General features: G+C 74.2%; 16 protein-coding genes. 8 read left to right on the forward strand and 8 right to left on the reverse strand.

Translation table 11 applies throughout. The annotated features are described in order from the left end of the window. Positions 1-97 precede the first annotated feature (97 nt). Complete coding sequence (locus ACIA8O_RS01905) at positions 98-1,408, forward strand: (5-formylfuran-3-yl)methyl phosphate synthase (protein WP_396291534.1); 1,311 nt, start codon at positions 98-100, stop codon at positions 1,406-1,408. Here ACIA8O_RS01905 and ACIA8O_RS01910 read toward each other — a convergent pair. After that, entirely contained in the window at positions 1,381-2,019 is a 639-nt protein-coding gene (locus ACIA8O_RS01910) for a hypothetical protein (RefSeq protein ID WP_396291535.1), read from the reverse strand. The two genes, ACIA8O_RS01905 and ACIA8O_RS01910, sit on opposite strands and share 28 nt — an antisense overlap. Before the next feature lie 139 nt (positions 2,020-2,158). Between ACIA8O_RS01910 and ACIA8O_RS01915 the strand changes: the two genes are divergently transcribed. Next, positions 2,159-3,607 carry a hypothetical protein gene (locus tag ACIA8O_RS01915; RefSeq protein ID WP_396291536.1) on the forward strand — a complete coding sequence of 483 codons (1,449 nt, stop codon included), beginning with the start codon at positions 2,159-2,161 and terminating at the stop codon, positions 3,605-3,607. Positions 3,608-3,612: 5 nt separating this feature from the next. Here ACIA8O_RS01915 and ACIA8O_RS01920 read toward each other — a convergent pair whose 3' ends face one another. Next, the gene (locus ACIA8O_RS01920) at positions 3,613-4,149 is read right to left on the reverse strand and encodes a hypothetical protein (protein ID WP_396291537.1); all 537 of its coding nucleotides are present in this window, start codon (positions 4,147-4,149) and stop codon (positions 3,613-3,615) included. Between the two features lie 216 nt (positions 4,150-4,365). Here ACIA8O_RS01920 and ACIA8O_RS01925 point away from each other — a divergent pair, with 216 nt between their 5' ends. Then, on the forward strand, positions 4,366-7,671 hold the full coding sequence (locus tag ACIA8O_RS01925; protein ID WP_396291538.1) for a hypothetical protein: 3,306 nt from the start codon (positions 4,366-4,368) through the stop codon (positions 7,669-7,671). A gap of 23 nt (positions 7,672-7,694) precedes the next feature. Here ACIA8O_RS01925 and ACIA8O_RS01930 read toward each other — a convergent pair whose 3' ends face one another. From ACIA8O_RS01930 to ACIA8O_RS01950, 5 genes are all read right to left on the reverse strand, one after another. Then, positions 7,695-8,984, reverse strand: a complete 1,290-nt coding sequence (locus tag ACIA8O_RS01930; RefSeq protein ID WP_396291539.1) for a M20 family metallopeptidase — start codon at positions 8,982-8,984, stop codon at positions 7,695-7,697. A 205-nt stretch (positions 8,985-9,189) separates the two neighbouring features. Beyond that, the gene (locus tag ACIA8O_RS01935) at positions 9,190-10,926 is read right to left on the reverse strand and encodes a methyltransferase (protein WP_396291540.1); all 1,737 of its coding nucleotides are present in this window, start codon (positions 10,924-10,926) and stop codon (positions 9,190-9,192) included. 112 nt (positions 10,927-11,038) lie between these two features. Next, positions 11,039-12,229 (reverse strand): 4-hydroxybenzoate 3-monooxygenase, encoded by a 1,191-nt coding sequence (locus tag ACIA8O_RS01940; protein WP_396291541.1) that lies wholly within the window; start codon positions 12,227-12,229, stop codon positions 11,039-11,041. A gap of 92 nt (positions 12,230-12,321) precedes the next feature. Then, positions 12,322-12,870 carry a histidine phosphatase family protein gene (locus ACIA8O_RS01945; protein WP_396291542.1) on the reverse strand — a complete coding sequence of 183 codons (549 nt, stop codon included), beginning with the start codon at positions 12,868-12,870 and terminating at the stop codon, positions 12,322-12,324. 13 nt (positions 12,871-12,883) lie between these two features. Continuing rightward, a complete protein-coding gene (locus ACIA8O_RS01950) occupies positions 12,884-13,843 on the reverse strand; it encodes an NAD-dependent epimerase/dehydratase family protein (protein ID WP_396291543.1) in 960 nt (319 codons plus the stop codon). A gap of 35 nt (positions 13,844-13,878) precedes the next feature. Between ACIA8O_RS01950 and ACIA8O_RS01955 the strand changes: the two genes are divergently transcribed. The 5 genes from ACIA8O_RS01955 (at position 13,879) to ACIA8O_RS01975 (ending at position 18,511) form a co-directional block, all read left to right on the forward strand. Continuing rightward, the gene (locus ACIA8O_RS01955; RefSeq protein WP_396292103.1) at positions 13,879-14,508 is read left to right on the forward strand and encodes a DUF6193 family natural product biosynthesis protein; all 630 of its coding nucleotides are present in this window, start codon (positions 13,879-13,881) and stop codon (positions 14,506-14,508) included. 258 nt (positions 14,509-14,766) lie between these two features. Then, positions 14,767-16,053 (forward strand): acyltransferase, encoded by a 1,287-nt coding sequence (locus tag ACIA8O_RS01960; RefSeq protein ID WP_396291544.1) that lies wholly within the window; start codon positions 14,767-14,769, stop codon positions 16,051-16,053. Between the two features lie 142 nt (positions 16,054-16,195). Further along, on the forward strand, positions 16,196-17,041 hold the full coding sequence (locus tag ACIA8O_RS01965) for a TauD/TfdA family dioxygenase (RefSeq protein WP_396291545.1): 846 nt from the start codon (positions 16,196-16,198) through the stop codon (positions 17,039-17,041). A 95-nt stretch (positions 17,042-17,136) separates the two neighbouring features. Beyond that, on the forward strand, positions 17,137-17,817 hold the full coding sequence (locus tag ACIA8O_RS01970; protein ID WP_396291546.1) for an IMP cyclohydrolase: 681 nt from the start codon (positions 17,137-17,139) through the stop codon (positions 17,815-17,817). A gap of 310 nt (positions 17,818-18,127) precedes the next feature. Next, a complete protein-coding gene (locus ACIA8O_RS01975) occupies positions 18,128-18,511 on the forward strand; it encodes a VOC family protein (protein ID WP_396291547.1) in 384 nt (127 codons plus the stop codon). 31 nt (positions 18,512-18,542) lie between these two features. On the opposite strand, the gene ACIA8O_RS01980 is transcribed toward ACIA8O_RS01975, so the two are convergent. Next, positions 18,543-19,109, reverse strand: coding sequence for a Uma2 family endonuclease (locus ACIA8O_RS01980; RefSeq protein WP_396291548.1), 567 nt, complete (start codon positions 19,107-19,109; stop codon positions 18,543-18,545). Positions 19,110-19,161 lie beyond the last annotated feature (52 nt).

Here is a 19,161-nt window from a genome sequence, read left to right on the forward strand (position 1 = left end):
TCCTCGTGTTCGATGCTGGGCGCCGATTCGTCGATCAACTCTCGGAGGGGGAACGGTGTCGACCACGGGAACACCCGGTGCCGACCGGCGCGTACTGGTGAGTGTCTTCGATCCGCAGGAGGCGCGGGAGGCGGTGCTCGGCGGCGCGCGCATCATCGACAGCGAGGACCCGCGCAGCGCCCTGGGCACCATCAAGCCGCGCCGGATCATGGACATCGCCGACGCGGTGCTGGCGGTCCGGCGGGCCCTGCCCGTCCAGCTGAGCACCAACATCGGCGAGGACCAACTCCTGTACCGCCGCGCGGAGAACGGTCTCGCCCTGCCCAAGTCCGCCTACGAGCAGGTCGGCAAGGCCGCGCAGGCCGCCCTCGGGGTCGCCCTGGCGATGGGCACCCGGGTGCACCCCTGCGGCATCGTCAAGGTCGGCCTCGACGGGATGCGGATCGGTGAACTCTCCGACGTGCTCGGCGAGATCACCGCGACGCTGCGCCGCACCGAGCGGCTCTCCCACACCCGGGTGATGTCCGTCCTGTTCGCCCAGGACCTCGACCTGTGGGACGCCCGCAAGACCCTGCCGCAGGTGCGGCGCGCACTGGTGGGCCTGCGGGAGTACTACCCGTGCGACCCGGACGTCCCCGGGGCCTTCGACCTGGCCGAGTACGCGGACGCCCTGCTGGACGAGGCCGGCCGGCCGCTCTTCGGCGAACGGCGGCCCGTGCTCGCCGAGCTGACGGCCTCGGCCGCGCTCCCGGCGGAGGCGCGGACCACCTTCGTCGCCGTCAACGAGCCCTTCGCGCACCGGCGTTACGGGATCACCGAGGCCCGCCGGACCGACCGGGCCGCCATCGCCGCGATGGTCGAGGCCAGCGCGGCGGCCGGGGCCGACTCCATCATGATCGACACCAGCATCCTGCTGAAGGTGGCCCGGATCGGCCTGGTCTCCACCGCCGGCAGTGCCGAGCTGGCGGATCTCGACCCGTACGACACCGACCGGCACGGCCTGCCCCGGGCGGGCATCCTCTCCCTGGAGGAGATCCGCTTCTTCGTCGAGCTCTGCCACAGCCACGGCCTGGAGGCCAACCTCGCCGGCTCGGTGCAGAGCCACCAGGCCCAGCAACTCTGGCGGATCGTCCCGGACTTGGACCAGGTATCGGCCCGGGGCGGCGTCAGCGCCCTGGCCCGCGACCCGTACGGCGCCACCGGCCGCGGCACCCGCCACGACCGCACCGTCCGCCGCTCCCTGGTCGGCGGCCTGGTCCCGCCCGAGCAGGGCGGCTACCTGGTGCTGCCCCCGGGCATGGCCGAGGCCCCCGGTGCCCGGGACGCCGTCGCGCTGCTGCTCAAGCAGTACCCCGATCTGGAGGCGTACCGCAGCGACGCCTACGGGGTGCTCTCGCCGCTCGGCTGAGGTCCGGTCGTGCCGGGCAGGGGCAGCCCGGGGAGGCGGAGGGCGCACGGCTCGGGGAGTCCGGCCTTGCGGAGCCGGTGACGCAGGGCGGGCAGGCTCGGCGGCCGGTCGGTGGTGAGCAGGAGGCGGGCCCGCTCCGGGGTGCGGAGGGCCGGATCGGTGGCCAGCAGTTGGAGGCCGTCGAGCGACCAGGGGCCGGCCTCCTCCACGATCACCAGCAGCCGGCCGCCGGTGGTCGTCCGTGGCCCGGGGCCGAGGTGGGCGTCGGCGACGGTCCAGCCGCCGCGGGCGGAGGAGGACGCGAACTCCGTTGTCAGGGAGGATCGTTCGGAGCGGCTGCCGCCGTACAGCAGCAGGACGGAGGGCTCGGCGGGAGGGGAGTCGCGCCACGCGGCGAGGCGTGCCAGGAGGGCGGGGTCGGCCTGCGCCGGGGCCCCCGACGGCGGGGTCCGCAGGCGGAGGTGGTGGTCCGGGGAGTCGCCCTCGACGTACAGCCGGCCGTGGAGCGCGGCGGTGACCCGGGCGCCGCGCTCCGCAGTGATCCGGAGCCGGTGGCTGCCGTCGTCACCGCCTTCCGGCGGGCCGTTCCCCGGTGCTCCGTCCGATGCCATGGTCGTTACCTCGCAACGCAGTTCGCGGTCCGTCGAGTGGATCGGGATGGCTTAGGCTGATGGTCTTCCAACCGAGGCCGGAGGCCGGAGCGCGGGCTTCCGTCCGCTGCCCCTGCCCGGCAGGGAGCCGAGGCGTCGAGTGTACGAGCAGCAGGCCGGACTGCCCACGGTCGTGGTCCTCACCGCCCTCAACCTCGAACTGCGTGCAGTCCGGGCACTGTTGGCGGACTGCGTGGAGGAGGAGCACTCCACCGGGACGATCTTCCAGGTGGGGACGGTCCCCGGGGCGTCCTGCCGGGTGGCGCTGGCGGTGGCCGGGGAGGGCAGCATCCCGGCGGCGGTGATCACCACGCACGCCCACGAGCTGTTCGACCCCGAGGCCGTGCTGTTCGTGGGGATCGCGGGCGGCCTCAAGGAGGACATCGCGCTCGGCGACGTCGTGGTGGCGACCAAGGTCTACGCGTACCAGGGCGGGAAGGTCGAGCAGGACGGGACGTTCTCGGCACGCCCGCAGGCCTTCGCCGCCCCGCACCGGCTGGCGCAGCGGGCCCAGCACCTGCCGGACACCTGGCACCGGGGCGCGGCGGGAGCGCCGGCGGTCCACTTCAAGCCGGTGGCCGCGGGCGACGTGGTGCTCAACAGCCGGAAGGCGCCGCTGGCCCAGCAGCTCCGGGACCACTACAGCGACGCGGCGGCGATCGAGATGGAGAGCGCGGGGTCCTCCCACGCCGGTCACATCGGCGGGCTGGAGGTCCTGACGATCCGTGGGATCAGCGACCACGCCGACGGCGCCAAGCAGGTGGCGGAGGCCCAGGACTCCCAGCGGGTGGCGGCCGACCACGCGGCCCGGTACGCGCTGGCGTTGGTGGCGGCGCTGAAGTTCCCTGCCGCGGGGGCCCGCGCTCCGCGGCGGACGGCGGCGCCCGTCGGGCCGACGCACACGATGAACGTCGAGGCGAGCTCCGGCGGCACGGCGTACGCGGTCCAGGACGGTCACCTGTTCGTGACCGCCGGGCCGGACCGTCCCCGGTGGCGCCGGCTGTCGGCGCCGCGCGGGCTGGTCCGCCGCCCGGAGTTCACCCAGCTCCTGGGGGCGGGTCCGGTCCTCGAACTCCACCTGGTCAACGCCTCGGAGGACGATGCACTGGAGTACCGCGAGCTGAACGAGCTACCCAGGCTGCTCTCCTATACGGGACGGGAGTACCTGCCCGTAGGGGCAGAGGCCAAGGTCGTCGGTGAGACCGTCCTGTGCTACGCGGTCGATGACCGGTCCATGGGGCTTTTCGTTCACCGTTCCGGCGACCGGGGAGCCTGGGACGAGCTGCCCTACGTCCGTTTCGGGTCCGATGCGGACATGGACGACCTGCGCGATCGGGCCAACGGGATGTTGGAGCGGTTGCTGGGCATCGACATGATCGCGCCGTCGGCGTTCGTTCCGGTGCTCGGTGTCGAGCAGCCCGCCCCCGGGGAATCGCCGCTCTTCACCTCGGCGACGGAGGCGGTCACCTTCGGCCAGCTCCAATCCGACTCGTACTGTGTGGCGGACGAGTTGGTGGCCCGGCTGGTCCACCAACTCCGCAACCGCTGACCCGCTCAGGAAGCGAGGTCCGAGTACCGCACGATCTGCCAGGCGAGCAGGCCCACCGCGAGCAGCTCCACTCCCGACAGCACGTACAGGCTCGTGTGGCCGCGCGCCACCACCCACTGGACCACCACCGCGGCGGCCGGCGCCCCGCAGAACGTCAGCAGGTCGACGCCGAGTTGGAAGCGCTTGCGCGACCGCCGGTGGGCGTCGCCGCGGTGTGCGGTCTCCCAGCCGAAGACCGCGACCTGGCCGCCCGACAGGTTGCCCAGGGCGGGGGCCAGTTGATCCCGGACGTAGCGCCCGGCGGCCGAGATCTTCTCGTCGTTGACCAGGTACGTCCAGCCGAGCACCAGGGACACCGGCGGGAGGACGAGCAGGAGTTGGGCCCCGGCCTGGACCGCCACGGCGATCACGGCGGCCATCGAGGCCAGGGTCGCGTAGAGCAGGTTGTCGCGGAAGCCGATCCGGGCCCGCTGTTCGTCCTTGAGGCGCTCGTACTCCAGCACCAGCAGCCGACCGACCGACACGTCCTCGCCCGTCGTCATGTCCCACCCCCTGCCCCCGGTGGCGCGGCCCGGCCGCCCCACGTGTCCCCCTGGCCGTCTCCGGTCACGGAGCGGCCTCTTGCCGTCATCCTTCCCGGGCCGGGGCGAGGGCATTCCGGCAAGAGCGTTCCGCTCGCGTGGCAGGATGACCGAGGGGGCGGACCGGAGTGGTGGGAGAGGTCAATGATCGGCAGTGGTACCGGAGTTGGCGATTCCGTGCGGATCTCGGCGGAGCCGGGCGGCGTGGTGTACGCGGTGACCCGGGGCGACGTGCACGTACGCGACGGGGTGCCGGTCTACCGGGTCGCGCCCGTCCAGCCGCCGGCCCCGCGGGTGACCGCGGCCGAGGCCCGGTGGCGGCCCAGCCTGCTGCTGCTCGCCGACCGGCGGACCGTCGCGTTCGGCGGCCGCGAGGAGGAGCTCGGCCGGCTGGAGGCGTGGCGGGACGACGAGACCCCGGGCACCTCGCTGGTCCTGCTGCACGGGCCGGGCGGGCAGGGGAAGACCCGGCTGGCCGGTGAGTTCGCCGACGCCTCCCGGGCGGCGGGGTGGACCTGCTGGGAGAGCCGCCACCTGAGCGACCCGGGGCTGCCCGAGGTGGTCGCCCCGGGCGAGCCCGGCCGCCGGCTGCTCCTGCTGGTCGACTACGCCGAACGCTGGCCGCTCGACGACCTCCTGCTGCTGCTCGGCAACCCGCTGCTGGGCAGGGCCGAGCGCACCCGTGTCCTGCTGGTCTCGCGGCCGGCCGACACCTGGTGGCCGCTGCTGAGCAGCCGTGCCGCGGCGAAGGGCATCCGGACGGCAGAGCCGCTCGGCCTCGGCCCGATCGCGGGGACGGAGGAGGGCCGGCGGGCCGTCTTCGAGACCGCCCGCCGGGCCTTCGCGGACGCCCTCGGGGTCGGGGGCGTCCGGCCGGCGGGCCCCGCCGCCCCGGCCCTCGGGGACGACGGGCTGGTGCTCGACCTCCACATGGCGGCCCTGGTCTCCGTGCACGCGGAGGACTCGGCAGGACGGGCAGGCTCCGACCCCGCCCCGGCCTCGCTCTCCTCCTACCTGATCGGCCGTGAGCACGACTTCTGGGCCTCGATGTACGAGCACGGCACGGTGGCCACCGACCCGACCACCATGGCCCGGGCCGTCCACACCGCGACCCTGGTCCGGGCGGTGCCCGAGCCGACGGCCCGTCAGGCACTGGCCAGGGCAGGGGTGCTGACCGACGGGACGGGCCTGTCGCTGCCCGAAGTCGTGGAGGACCACACCCTGCTCTACCCGGAGTCCTCCGCCGACCGGGGGCTGGTGCTGGCACCGCTGTACCCCGACCGCCTCGGCGAGGACCTGATCGCGCTCCGGACACCGGGCCACGACGACGCCGACCACCCCTGGGACCCGTGGGCCCGCCTGCTGACGGCCCGTCTGCTCGCCCCGGAACGCGACGGCGACACGGACGGCGACGCGGACGACCAGCAGGACGGCCGACCGGACGACCGGACGGACGGCGACGCGGACGGCGGCCCGTCCTACGTGCGGGCGGCCCTCAGCACGCTGATCGAGACCGCCCGGCGCTGGCCGCACGTCGCCGCGTCGGAGCTCACCGCCGTGCTCGAACGGCGGCCCGGGCTCACGCTCGCCCTCACCGGGAACTCGCTGGCCGTGCTGGCCGGGATCGAGGCCGTCGGCGTCGAGGTGCTGGCGGCCGTCGAGGCGGCGCTGCCCGAGCGGCGCCGGCTCGACCTGGACACCGGGATCGCCGTGCTGGCCGCCCGCCTGACGGAGCACCGGCTGGCCCGGACCGCCGACCCGCTGGAGCGGGCCCGGCTGCTGCACGACCTGGCCGTGCGGATGACCCAGGCCGGCCGGCACGCCGAGGCACTGGCCGCCGAGGAGCAGGCCCAGCAGGAGCTGTTCCCGCTCGCCGCGGCGGCGGAGTCCGCGACCCCGGAGGTGCTCGCCCAGTTCGCGCTGGTGATGAGCAGCCTGGGGATGCAGCTCGACCGGGCCGGCCGGGCGGAGGACGGGCTGGTCTTCGCGGAGCTGGCGGCCCTGTACTGGGAGAACCTGCCCGCGGGGCAGGCCGACGCCCACCAGGCCGAACGGGCCCGTGCCCAGCACAACTTCTCGCTCCTGCTGACCCGTCAGGGCATGCTGCCCGAGGCGCTGGCCGCGGCGGACCTGGCCGTGGCCGCCCGCCGTGCGGCGGGCGAGGACGGGACGGGGCTGCTGGCCGGGGCGCTCGCCCAGCGCTGCGCCGTGCTGGCGACCATGGGGCGGCACCGCGAGGCGCTCACCGACGCGGAGGCGGTGGTGCGGGAGTACCGGGCCCTGGCGGCCGGCCGGCCCGAGACCCATGCGCACCACCTCGCCGCGGCCATCGGCAACCTCGGGGGGCTGCACCTGCGCCTCGGGCGCAACCGGGAGGCGGCCCTCGCCGCCGAGGAGACCGTCGAGCTCTTCCGCTCGCTGGCCGAGGTCAACCCGGCCGCCCACGAGCCCGACCTGGCGAAGGCGCTCGGCAGTCTGGGCATCCGGCTGGCCCGGGCGGGGGACCTGCACGGCGGGCTGGCCGCGGCCCGCGCGGCGGCGGACCTGCTGACCAGGCTCGCCGAGGCCAGCCCGGCGGCGCACGAATCCGCCCTGGCGGACGGCCTCTCCAACCTCTGCGCCCGGCTGTCGGCGCTGCGCCGGTGGGAGGAGGCGATCGAGGCGGGCCAGGGCGCGGTCGGGATCCACCGGCGGCTGGCCGGGTCCAACCCGTCCGCCCACGGGTCCGACCTGTCGGCCGTGCTGAGCAACCTGGGCCACGTGCTGGCCATGGCCGGACGGGACGAGGAGGGGCTGGCCGCGATGCGCGAGGCGCTGGTGATCGACCGTCAGCTGGCCGAGGCCGATCCGCAGCGGCACCGTGCCGACCTGGCCTCCACGCTCGGCCGGCTCTCCGCCCTGCTGCGGCGCGCGGGCCTGCACGCCGAACGGCTGGAGACGGCGGAGGAGATGGTGCGCATCCGCCGCACCATGGCCGCGATCGACGCCGAGGCGGACGGCGGCATCCTCGCGCTGGGGCTGACCACGCTGAGCGAGACCCTGCGGGACGGCGGGGAGCACGACCGGGCCGTCGCGGTCGCCGCCGAGGCGGTGGAGCTCTGCCGGGAGCGGGCCGGGCGCGACGAGGCCCTGCACGGTCCGCTGCTCGCCTCCGTCCTGGTCGGGTACGCGGACGCCCTCTCCGAGGCGGGCCGGCACGCCGAGGCGCTGGCCGCCACGGAGGAGGCCCTGCGGCTCCAGTACCGGCTGGCCGACGGGCCGGTGGCGCTGGACGGGCACCGGGCCGACCTGGCCGAGGGCCTCGTCCGGGTGGTGCTGGCCTTCGCCCGGGTCAGGGCCAAGGCGGAGCTCGAACGCGAGCGGTCCGCCGAGGAGGTCCGGCGGGTGCTCGCGCTGCTGTCGGGCGGCGCGGCCGGGACGGGCGGCGCGCCGGACGAACTCGTCCGGCTGGAGGCCCTGTTGGCGGCCCCGGCCGAGGGGTGAGGCCCCGGCCGGGGGCGTCGGTGTCAGCCGGGGAGCAGGGCACCGGACAGGTGGTCGTAGGCGACGTGGGCGTGCAGGCGGACACCGGTCGGGAGGGTGGCGTCGTCGGCGTAGAAGTGCGGGTTGTGGTTGGGCACCAGGCCACGGCCGTCCGGGAGGGGGACCGGGCGGCCGCCCTCGTCGAGCCGCGCGTCCTGCACGCCGAGCATCACGTAGAGGCCGCCGAAGCGGTTGACGAACTCGGAGACGTCGTCGTAGCCGAGGGTCGGCGAGGTCTCGACGACGCGGTCCTCGCCGACGACCCGGCGGAAGGTGGGCAGGCCCGCCTCCACCCACGCGGGCAGGTTGTGCACGGGCGGGACGTCCTGGAGGAAGTCGGTGGTGGCGGTGCAGCCGAAGGCCCGGGCGGAGTGCTCGGCCAGGGTGGCCAGGCGCTGCTGGACCTCCTTCATGTCGGTCTCGACGATGCAGCGCACGGTGCCCCAGAGGGTGACGGTCTGTCCGATGATGTTGAAGCGGCCGACGTCCTCGACGTGCCCGATGGTCACGGTGACCGGGTCGAAGGCGTCGAGCTGGCGGTAGAGCTGGCCGATGCCGGTGAGCACCGCCCCGGCGGCGGGCATCGGGTCGATGCCCTGCCAAGGGGTGGAGCCGTGCACCTGGCGGCCCGTGATCACGATCTTCGCCAGGCTGGAGGCGCCGTACTGGTTGCCCGCCCGGTAGCCCAGGTAGCCCTTGGGGTAGGGGGTGACGTGCATGCCGAAGGCCATGGTCGGGACCGGGTCGGCGAACGCGCCCTGCGCGATCATCTCCCGGGCGCCCCCGCGCTCGGTGACCGGCGGGCCCTCCTCGGCGGGCTGGAAGACGAACAGCACCGTGCCGGGCAGCCGGTCGCGCACCCCGGCCAGCACCGTGGCCGCGCCCATCAGCATCGCGGTGTGGCAGTCGTGCCCGCAGGCGTGCGAGACCGGGAACGGACCGCCCGGGTAGTCCTGGTCGGTCACGGTGGAGGCGAACTCCACCCCGCACAGGTCCGGCACCGGCAGCGCGTCGGTGTCGGCGCGCAGCGCCACCACCCCCGTGCCCGGCAGGCCGCCGCGCAGCACCCCGACCACGCCGTGGCCGGCGATGCCGGTGCGGACCTCGTCCAGGCCGAGCGAGCGCAGGTGGTCGGCCACGTAGGCGGCGGTGCGGACCTCGCGGTTCGGCAGCTCCGGGTGGCGGTGCAGGTGCTGACGCCACCTCACCACCTCGGCGCCGACCTCCGCCGCCCGGCGGTCCAGCTCGGCGTGGATCGGGTCGCTGCCGGTCATCGGTGCTCCTCACGGTCGGGGCTCGGCCCAGCTCGGCCTACAGGGGACGGTAGGCGGACGGGGGGCCGGAGCACCATGGTGCCGCGCCGGACGCCTGCGCGTACCCGACCGATGCGTGCCCGTGCCCGACGGATGCGTGCGCGCCCGACGGGTGGTCACCTGCCACGAGGACCACGGAAGGTGACCACGGCCGCCGGGCTGCCCGCTACGGCCGGGCGGGCCCGGCGGCCTGGGCCGGGACGGGGGCGCCGGCCCGGCGCGCGTGCAGGACGGCGGCGTCGAGCGGCAGCGGGGAGCTGCCGACCAGGGTCAGGCCCGCGTCGGCCAGCAGCCGGGCGTAGTGCTCGGCCTGGCGTTCCCGGCCGCCGACGTTGCACCGCATGTGCAGGTCCCAGGCGGTGGCCAGCGAGGGCGAACCGTCGGCCGGGAGCACCCGTTCGACGATCAGCAGGTCCGCGTGGGCGGGCATCGCCGCCGCGCAGTGCCGCAGGATCTCCCGGCAGCGCTCGTCGTCCCAGTCGTGCAGGATCCGCGAGAGCAGGTAGACGTCCCCGCCCGGCGGGACGTCGGCGAAGTCGCCCGCCAGGTAGGTGCAGCGCTCGCCGCACCCGGCCGCCTCCAGGGCCGGCCGGGCGGCCTCCACCGCGTGCGGGCGTTCCAGCAGGACGCCGTGCAGCCGGGGGTGGGCGGTGAGCAGCCGGCCGAGCAGTTCGCCGTTGCCGCCCGCGACGTCCACCACCGTGCGGGGGGCGGTGGCCGTCGCGTCGCGGGCGGCCGCCGTCACGGCCGGGTGGGCGGCGAGCGGTTCGAACATCCGCGAACTCGCCGCCATGGAACGGTCGAAGAGCTCGGCCAGCTCCGGATCGCGGGCGAAGTGCTCGAAGTGGTTCTCGCCGTGCAGGTGGTCGAAGGCGACCCCGCCCGTCCTGACGGTGTGCCCGAGCTCCGCGAAGGAGCGGTAGAACGGCCCGCCGTACATCAGGGCCAGCGGCCGCATCGAGGACGGGGCGTCGCTGCGCAGCAGCGCGCCGAGCGCGGTGAGCCGGTAGCCGTACCCGTCGTCCTCGACCACCTCCAGCATGGCGAGGTAGCGCAGCAGCGAGGCGAGCGCGTCCGGGTCGGCGCCGACCGCCCGGGCCAGGGCCGGGAGGCCGGTGGAGGTGGTGGTGTCCAGCGCGTCCGGCAGCCGCAGCTCCGCCGAGACGGCCAGGGCCTGGGTGGTCCAGGCGCCGGTGAACAGGCGCAGGAGCGTTTCGGCTGGCCGGTCGGCCTGACGGTGGTTCAGGTGCGCGGCCAGCACGTCCGGGTGCTCGCCCGGGACGTAGAGCTCCAGCCGCCGGTAGCCCGCCTTGGAGTCGGCGGGGGCGGTGAAGTAGAGCACGGTGCCGTCCTCGTGCGGGTTGTAGCCCCCGCCGTCCGGCCCGGCCCCGTGCCGGGCCAGCAGCGCGCAGAGCCCGCGCAGCACCAGCGGATCGGGGTGCTCCACCTCCAGCGCGAGGTGGGCCTCGTGCTCCTCGGCGCGCTCCTGCCGGGCCAGCGGGCCGAGCGCCGAACCCGGCGGCACGGTCAGCACGAAGACCTCGACGGTGCGGCCCGTCCCGGCCACGGCCGGGCGCAGGATCCGCACGTCCAGGTCGGCCGGCTCCCGTCCGTGCCGGGCGGCCAGCCGGTCCCGGACCACCACACTGGGCCGGGCCGTCACCCCGGGGTCGAGCCCGCAGCCCGCCAGCAGGCCGCGGTGGGCCTCGGCGGTCGGCGGGAAGACCAGCAGCGCGGCGTGCGAGAAGCGGCAGTGGTCCGCGAGCGCGCGCAGCTCGGGGCCGTCCAGGCCGGGGAGGAGCAGCGGCAGCAGGGCGGCGGTGTCCTGCTGCCGGACGAAGCAGACGGCCTCCGCTAAGCGGGCGGCGTCCGTGCGCAGGGTGGTGGTGACGGTGGTGGTCATGGCGATGTTCCCTCATCTCTGGTGTTCGGCAATGGATTTCGGGCATGACAGAGCCCGGCCCGGCCGGAGCGGGCAGTGCCCGGCCCGGCCGGGCCGACTCAGGGGGTGAGGTTCAGACGCCGACGTAGTGTTCGGCGAACCAGTCCTGGAGGCTGCGCGAACCGCGCAGCGAGGCCAGCCGCGAGCGCCGCAACCCGTCGTGGAAGTGCGTTGTGCGGTGCAGGAGTTGCACCATCCAGTGCGAGAACTCCTGGGCCCGCCAGATGTGTTCGAGGCTGCGCCGCGAGTACCCGTCCAGGCCGCCGGGGTCGCCCCGGTGGAGCTGGGCGATAAGCCCCTCGGCGAGCAACTCGGCCTCCAGGACGGCGAGGTTGGCGCCCTTGGCGGCGGACGGGCTGAGCAGACTCGCGGCGTCCCCGGCGAGGAAGAGCGAGCCGTGCCGGAGCGGTTCGAGGACGTCGGACTCCAGGTCGATCACCGCGCGGTGGACGATCGGGCCCCGGTGCAGCGGGCCGTGCTCCTCGGCGCGCATCCTGAGCTCCAGCTCCTCCCAGACCCGCTCGTCCGGCAGGGCCCCGGGCGAACTGCCACGCTCGCACTGGAGGTAGTAGCGGGTGAGGGCGGGGGTGCGCGCCATGTGCCCGGCGAAACCGCGTCCGTGCACCGCGTAACCGACCGCGTCCAGACTGGGCGGGGCCTCGGCGAGCAGGCCCAGCCAGGAGACGCCGTGGTCGTGCCGGTGGCGCCGGACGCTGCCGGGCGGCAGCGAACGGCGGGCCGCGCCGTGCCGCCCGTCGCAGCCGGCCACGTAGCGGGCCCGCCAGCCGGCCGGGCCCTCGGGGCCGTCCGTGGTGACCCGGGGGCGGTCGGTGCCGGCGTCCAGGACGGCCAGTGCCTCGGTGCCGAAACGTACCTGCCCGCCGGCCCGCCGGTACTGCGCGAGCAGGTCGGCCACCAGCTCGTGCTGGGGGTAGACGGTGTGCCGTTCGCCCCGGCCCAGGGCGGAGTAGTCGAGCCGGAAGCTGCCGTCCTCGGTGCGGAACTCGCAGAGCGCGTGCTCCCGTCCGTGCCGGCGCAGGCCCTCGGCGAGGCCGTGCCGCTCCAGCACCCGCACCGTGTTCGCGGCCAGGAACCCGGCCCTGGAACGGGACTCCACCTGCTCGGCAGTGGCCCGCTCCAGGACGACGCAGTCCACCCCGGCGGCGAGCAGCAGGTTGCCGAGCACCAGCCCGGCGGGGCCCGCTCCGAGGATGAGCACGTCAGCCGAATTACGCACAGCTGGGATGATCTGACTCTCCGTCATGGAATTGGATCATAGGCAGTCGCCGGAGGCGCGGGCGGAGAGATTCACCCGTATGCAGGCAGGGCGGCCGGAGCGGATCGGGAACCGCCTGGTCAGGGGCGCCAGTTGGTGGGGAGGGTGTAGTGCCACCCCGGCTGCCAGGTCCGCTCGGCGGTGAGCAGCTCCGCGAGCGGTGCCCCGGTGAGCAGGTGGTCGAGGGCGACGCGGTTGGCGTGGTGTGCGATCAGCAGGACCCGCCGCCCGTCGTGCCGGACGGCCAGCTCGGCCAGCAACTCGGCGGTGGCCAGCGTCACTTGGCGGTAGCTCTGGCCGCCGCCCGGGAACGGCTCGTCGAGGTGGCGGAGACGGCGGGCCGCGATGCCGGCCATCGGCGTGCCGTTCAGCGCGCCGTAGTCGCACTCGCGCAGCCGGGCGTCCCGGGTCGGCAGCAGGTCGGGAAAGGCGATCGCGGCCGTCTCCACGGCCCGTTGGAGGTCGGAGGTCAGCACGGCCGCGAAGCCGCCGCCCCGGCGGCGCTCCCCGAGCTCGGCGGCCTGCCGCCTGCCGAGCCCGGAGAGGGTGCCGGGGAGCCAACCCGTGGCGATGCCCGCCTCGTTGTCCGTGGTGGTGGAGTGCGTCTCGTAGACGATCTCGACGGCCAACGGGCCGCTCCTCTCAGGCGGTGGGACGGTTGAGACGGTCGCGCCACCAGGCCACGGTGTCGGCGAACTGCTCGTCGAGCGGGGTCGCCCGCAGGGTGAAGAGCGCCTCGTACGCGGAGGAGTCCACCACGAACGGGCGGTCGAACTGGTAACGCGTCTCCTTGAGTTCGCGCAGCAGCGGCGAGAACAGCCCGGCCAGGGCGAGCACCGCGGGCGGCAGCGGCCGCACGGCGGGCGCGGCCGTCCCCGCGGCGGCGGCCAGCCCGGCCACCATCTCCCGCGCCGAGCGGGCCGGCAGCGTCGGCACGTGCCAGGCCCGGCCCCAGGCGCGCTCGTCGGAGGCGGCCTCGGCCAGGGCGCCGGCCACGTCCGGGAGGTAGGTCCAGCTGTGCGGCGCGTCCGGGTCGCCGAGCACGGAGACGCTCTTCCCCGCCAGCAGACGCGGCACCGCACGGGCGGCGAGGTGGCCGCCCTCGGTGACGCCCGGGCCGAAGAAGTCCGAGGCGCGCACCTCCACCGCCCGGATCCGCCCGGCCTCGTGCAGCGCCCGGGCCTGCTCCCAGATCGCCGCCCTGGTCCGGCCCTTGGGCCCGGTGGCGGCGAGCGGCAGCTCCTCGGTGAGCGGGCCGGTGGCGGCGGGGCCGTAGCCGTAGAGGTTGCCGAGCAGGACCAGCACGGCACCGCTCGCCTCGGCGGCCGCGAACAGCGAGGCGGCGAGCGGGGGCCAGTCGACGGCCCAGCGGTGCAGCGGCGGGGCGGCGCAGCTGTGGATCGCCACCGCCCCCTCGGCCGCCTCCGCCAACCGGGCCGGGTCGGTGGCGTCCAGCGCCAGGTGCTCGACACCCGGCTCCTCCGCCCCCTGCGCGGGGCGCCCGGAGCGGGTGACCACCCGCACCCGGTGACCCTGCCCGACCAGCACGCGAGCGGTGGCGGCCCCGGCGGGCCCGTGTCCGACGATCAGATGAAGACTCACCCCCGCACCCTAGTACTGCAACGGTGCCTATGATGATGAGGCTTCAGTTCTTGGGCTGTGGCCCCGTCTCTTGTAGTGGCTGGTCCGGGCCTGGTGCTGGCGTCTGCGGCGCCATCGGGACCAGTGCAGGACATGGTCGGTGCTGCGGCGGACAGGCTGAGCAAGCTCAGCTCGCCGAAGCCCACGAGCACGGTGACGCAGTCGAAGCTCAATGGACGAGCCATCGGCACACCACAGCACGGCACGTGGGCCATGGACTCATCAAGGCTGCATACGCCCGGCCACAGCTGCGCGCCCTGTTCCCGTTCCACAGCCACCAGACGCTGAACTTCAGCCGCTGCACCGGGTTCCCCTACACCCACGACGTTCCGGTGATTACTCCAGTGCACGGGAAGCACCGCGTCACCTGGTGGAAGACCCGCTCGCCGCACGGACCGGCGGACATCGGAGAGACCGACAACCCGCGTGACGCTGTTGCCCTGGTCCTCGTCCACCTCCCCGCCGACTGCGGGCCGGCAGTCGCCGGCACTGCCAATGATCTCGATTTGCCGATCCCGACGGTCACCCCCGCTGCCAGGCCGACGCCAGCGCCCGCAGCACGTGACACCCCGTCAGCACGGTGCCCGTCCCCACCCCGGTCCCCGACAGCTCGAAGGTGTCGGTGAACTCCTGCGCACGTGAAACAACCGCGGGAGACCCAGCTGCTGGACGCGGGCACCATCGACTACGACGACACCAGCAGCAAGCACACCTGAGTGGTCGTCAGGGCGGCGGTCACCCCGGGGGAAACGTGGCGGTCGCACCGGGGCGGAGACCCGTCGGAGGGGAGATCGAATCGCAACCGTGCGGTGCTGGACCGGGCCGTTGAGGTACGACCACAGTGGTCCGGTCGGTTCGGGACGGGGGCGGGGACAGTGGGTGGCGTGGGCCGGGTCAGGTACGTGGACTTCCTGCGGGGCGTGGCGATCGTATTGGTGGTGCTCGGGCACTGGGTGATCACCGCACTGGTGCGGCACCCGGACGGCACGATCGGTGCGCCGGAGTTGCTGGCCACGGTCGAGTGGACGCAGTGGTTGACACTGGTCTTCCAGATCATGCCGGTGTTCTTCCTGGCGGGCGGGCATGCCGCGGCCGGATCCTGGCGCCGGCACCGGGACGGAGGCGGCGGGGCGGCCGGGTGGGTGCGCGGGCGGGCCGTGCGCCTGCTGCTGCCGACGGCGGCGTACGTGGCGGTCGCGGTGGCGGGTCTGGCGGCGGGCCGGGCGGCCGGGGCCGATCGCGGGTTGTTGGCGATGGTCGGTTGGGCGTTGGCGATGCAGTTCTGGTTCCTGCCGGTGTACCTGATGATCAGTGTGCTGACACCGTGGCTGTACGCCGCGTACCGGCGCTGGGGTCTCGGGTCCGTGGCCGCGCTCGCGACGCTCGCCGTGGTGGCGGGCCTGGTCCACCTGGTGGGTGGGAGCCCTTGGGTCGGGGCGGCCAACTACGTCCTGGTGTGGTCGGTGGCGTACCAGCTCGGATTCGGCTGGCAGGACGGCCGGCTGACGGCGCGTCGGCCGCTGCTGGTGGCGGTGGGCGCGGGCGGGGCGGGGGCGTTCGCGGCGCTGGTGGCGTACGGGCCGTTCCCGGTGAGTCTGATCCTGGTGAGCACGGAGGAGGTCAGCAACACCGACCCGCCGTCGCTCGCGATGCTCGCGTGGGTGCTCGCCCAGTGCGCGCTGTGCCTGCTGGCGGCGCCGGCGATGGAGCGTGCGCTCCGGGCGGAGTGGCTGTGGCGCCTGATCCGGCCGCTCGGGCGGGTGTCGATGACCTTGTACCTGTGGCACATGGTGCCGGTCCTGGTGGCGGCGGCCGCGTTCTACCTGCCGGATGTGGCGCCCGAGCCCGCGGTCGGCTCGGGCGCGTGGTGGGCGTGGCGGCCGGTGTGGATCGCGGTGCTGACGCTGTTCCTGCTCGGGCTGTTGGTGGTGCTGCGGCCGCTGGAGCGCGGGCTGCTGAGACTGGGCGGCGCGGTCCTTCCGCACGCGCCGGTGCTGCGGCCGGTTCCGCTGCTGGCCGGGCTGGCCGGGGCGGTGGGGGCGCTGACGGTGTGGGCGGGCGCGGGGCTGGCCCGGGACGGTGCCCCGGCGGTGTGGGCGGTGGCGGCGTTCGCGGTGGGGACGGCCTTGGTACTGGTACCTCCGGCGCGCGGGGCTCTCGCGCCGAAGTGATGCCGTCCGGCGCCCCGGCACGGAGGGTGGTCAGGGGTGGTGGCGGCGGGGCTGTGCCGGACGGGGCCTCGGGGTGGGCGGCGCCGGGCCGGGCCGGCCCCCTGACCCCAGGACGGCGCGGCGCCAGCCGGAAGGGTTCCGCATGATCATCAATCGCCTCGGGGTCGACCCCCAGCGCGATGTTGCCGAGCCGGCCGAGGACATCTCGGCCTCGCTGGAGAAGTCCCCCGTGCTGGTCGCAGAGTTGGGCAACGAGTCGGTGGAGACGATTCCGAACTCGCTGCAGACCCGGCTCGGAGCCCCGGTCCTGCACAAGCTCGGGGCAGGCAGCACCAGGCTGGTGTCGATCCGAGCGGACAGCCAGGAGTCGTCGACCGTCCGTCGTCCCCAGAACACGCCGGAGACCCAGAGCCCGCACACCGACGGCTGCTTCATGGCGTCCCCACCCACCGTCGTCGCCCTGTACTGCAGCAGTCCTGCCGCTTCCGGAGGAGAGTCGGTACTCGTCGACGGCGCTCGCCTCCTGGAGGAGTGCACCGCCGAGTTGGCGCCGCACGAGCTGAGCGCGCTCTTCCGCGACGACGCCTACGAGATCGCCCGCGGCGACCAGGTGCTGCGCCGCGCGGTCCTCGTGACCGAACGGGCCGGAGGCCCTCCTCGCGTGGGCCTGTACTTCAGCTCCCACGAGTTCAACACCGTGGATGTCCACCCCGACGCCCGCCGAGGGTTCGATCTGCTGGCCCGGCTCTCACGGGACCCTTCGTACCAGCAGAATCTCGATCTGCGAGCAGGTGAATGCCTGATCTTCGTCAACTCCAGAATCCTGCACGGACGGCGGAGTTGGCGGGATTCCGAAACCGCGGTCCGCCATTTCCAGAGGGGCTGGTACGCGGCCCATCGCTCGCGGGTGTCGGCAGGCGTGTCGGCGGATGACCTGACCCCTCGCGCCCGGGAGAAGCTCCTGGCCGCTGCCGGCGGGGACGGTTGACGCACCGTCAGGCAGAATGAGGTGGCCTCACCCCGCGAGGGCTGGGAACACCGTGAAATCCTTTCGAAGAGCAACGACCATGGGAACAAGAAGTCATGATTGAATTGTCGGATTTGCTCACTGGTAACCCGTATCCCGGACGTGGGGTCCTCTGCGCCCGGACCCTCACCGGCGAAACCGTCGGCGGGTACTTCCTCACCGGACGCAGCGCGGCGTCGCGTGATCGCGCGCTCCGACTCGAAGGGGACGAGTTGCTGGTCGGTCCCACCGAGACCGTGGGGCACGACCCGCTCCGTCACTACGCGGCTGCGACCACGACCCCTGACTGGCTGGTCCTCGGGAACGGTGAGCAGGTCGGCCAGGTGGCCGCTCGCCTGCGTGACGGCGCCGCGTCCACCGAAGCGCTCGGCGGGCTGGAGTACGAGCCGGACCCGCCGATCCGGACCTCGCGGATCACCGCACTGCTCAGTCGCGACGGCCGGACCGCCGTCCTGGGCGCCGCCCGTCCGAGTGCCGGATCCAGGCTCACCACCAACGTCATGACGCTCACGGTGCAGGACCTCCAGCCCGGCGAAGGCGTGCTGCTGACCACCTACCGTTCGGACGGGGCGGAGGTGCTCGTCGCCGCGCCTTTCGACGAGGTTTCGATCACCGCTCAGGACGGTGCGCACCTCCTCGATCAGATGTGGTCCGCGCTGAATCCCGGCTACCGCGTCGCCGCAGTGGTCATCGATCCCGCCAAGGGCCCGGCCTCGATGCTCAAGGTGTCTGCCTGAGTCCTTCGCGCGTGGCGCTGAGGTTCCGGACGGACGTCTCCCCGGTGGTGGACCGCGGCCTGGGCATCACGGCCACCCGTCGGGCCGGGCCGGACGGCGGGTGGGCACCTCGATCACCGCGATGCTCCTCGACGCGCTCGTCGTCCGAGCCGTGAGGTCACAGGTCACGGCTCCGGGGAGTGTTGCGAAAGTGCTGGTCGGGGCCATCGACGAGTGGCTGTGACCAGCACTTTCGCAACACTCCCTGGCCCGCCGCCCCGCCGCCCCGCCTGACACCCCCTCAGCCCCGCCGCGCCGTAGACTCCCCGCCATGGCGTGCCGCATCAGCGAGTTGGTCATCGACTGCGTCGACCCCGAGGGGCTCGCGGTCTTCTGGAGCGCGGTCCTCGGCTACGTCGAGGTCGGCCGCGAGTCCGACGGCAGCATCGAGATCGGCCCGCCCGGCACCGGCTTCGGCGGCCCGCAGCCCACCCTCGTCCTCAGCCCCACCACCGACCCGCGCCCCGCCAAGCTCCGCCTCCACCTCGACGTCAGCCCCACCGACCGCGACCAGCCCGCCGAACTCGAACGCCTCCTCGCCCTCGGCGCCCGCCCCGTCGACATCGGCCAGGGCCCGGACGTGACCTGGCACGTCCTCACCGACCCCGAGGGCAACGAGTTCTGCCTCCTCCGCCGCCGCCTCGACCCGCTCTGACACCCACCGGGCCCGCTCGGGGCGGCCGTGCTCAGAAGTCGCTGGTGTCGAGGGTGAGGTCGAACGGGGCGGGGAGGCGGAGCGGCGTGCCGAAGGGGTGGGGGCCGTCGGTGGTGGCGTAGCCGAGGCGGCCGGGGGACGAGAACAGGGTGCACTCGCGCTGCTGACGGTCCACCAGGAGGTAGAGCGGTGCGCCGTACTGGCCGTAGCGGCGGCGCTTCACCGTACGGTCGGTCTCGCCGTTCGACGGCGAGGTCACCTCGACCACCAGGAGGGTCTGGTCCGGGACGAGGGCCCCTTCGGTCTTCGCCGCGAGCTCCCGGGGGACGATGGCGAGGTCCGGGATGAACCAGTTCTCCGAGCCGGGGAGGTCCAGGTTGCCGGATCCGGCTACCAGGTCCAGGTCGTTCAGGCGGGGCGAGAGCTGCCGGCGCACCATGTCCGCAGCGTTCTCGTGAGCCCAGGACGGTGACAAAGGCGTGATCACTCCCTCGATGATCTCTGCCCGGTCCCCGGCGACGTGCTGGATCGCGTACTTGAGGGCCCGCTCGGGGTCGCTGACGCTGTAGTCCCCAGGGGTGTGGGCTGCCGTACTCATCTGTGCACCTCCGCTGCTCCGGGTCGATTCTCCATCAGGACACCTGGTCAGC

The organism is Kitasatospora sp. NPDC051853, assembly GCF_044452665.1.
GTDB lineage: Bacteria > Actinomycetota > Actinomycetes > Streptomycetales > Streptomycetaceae > Kitasatospora.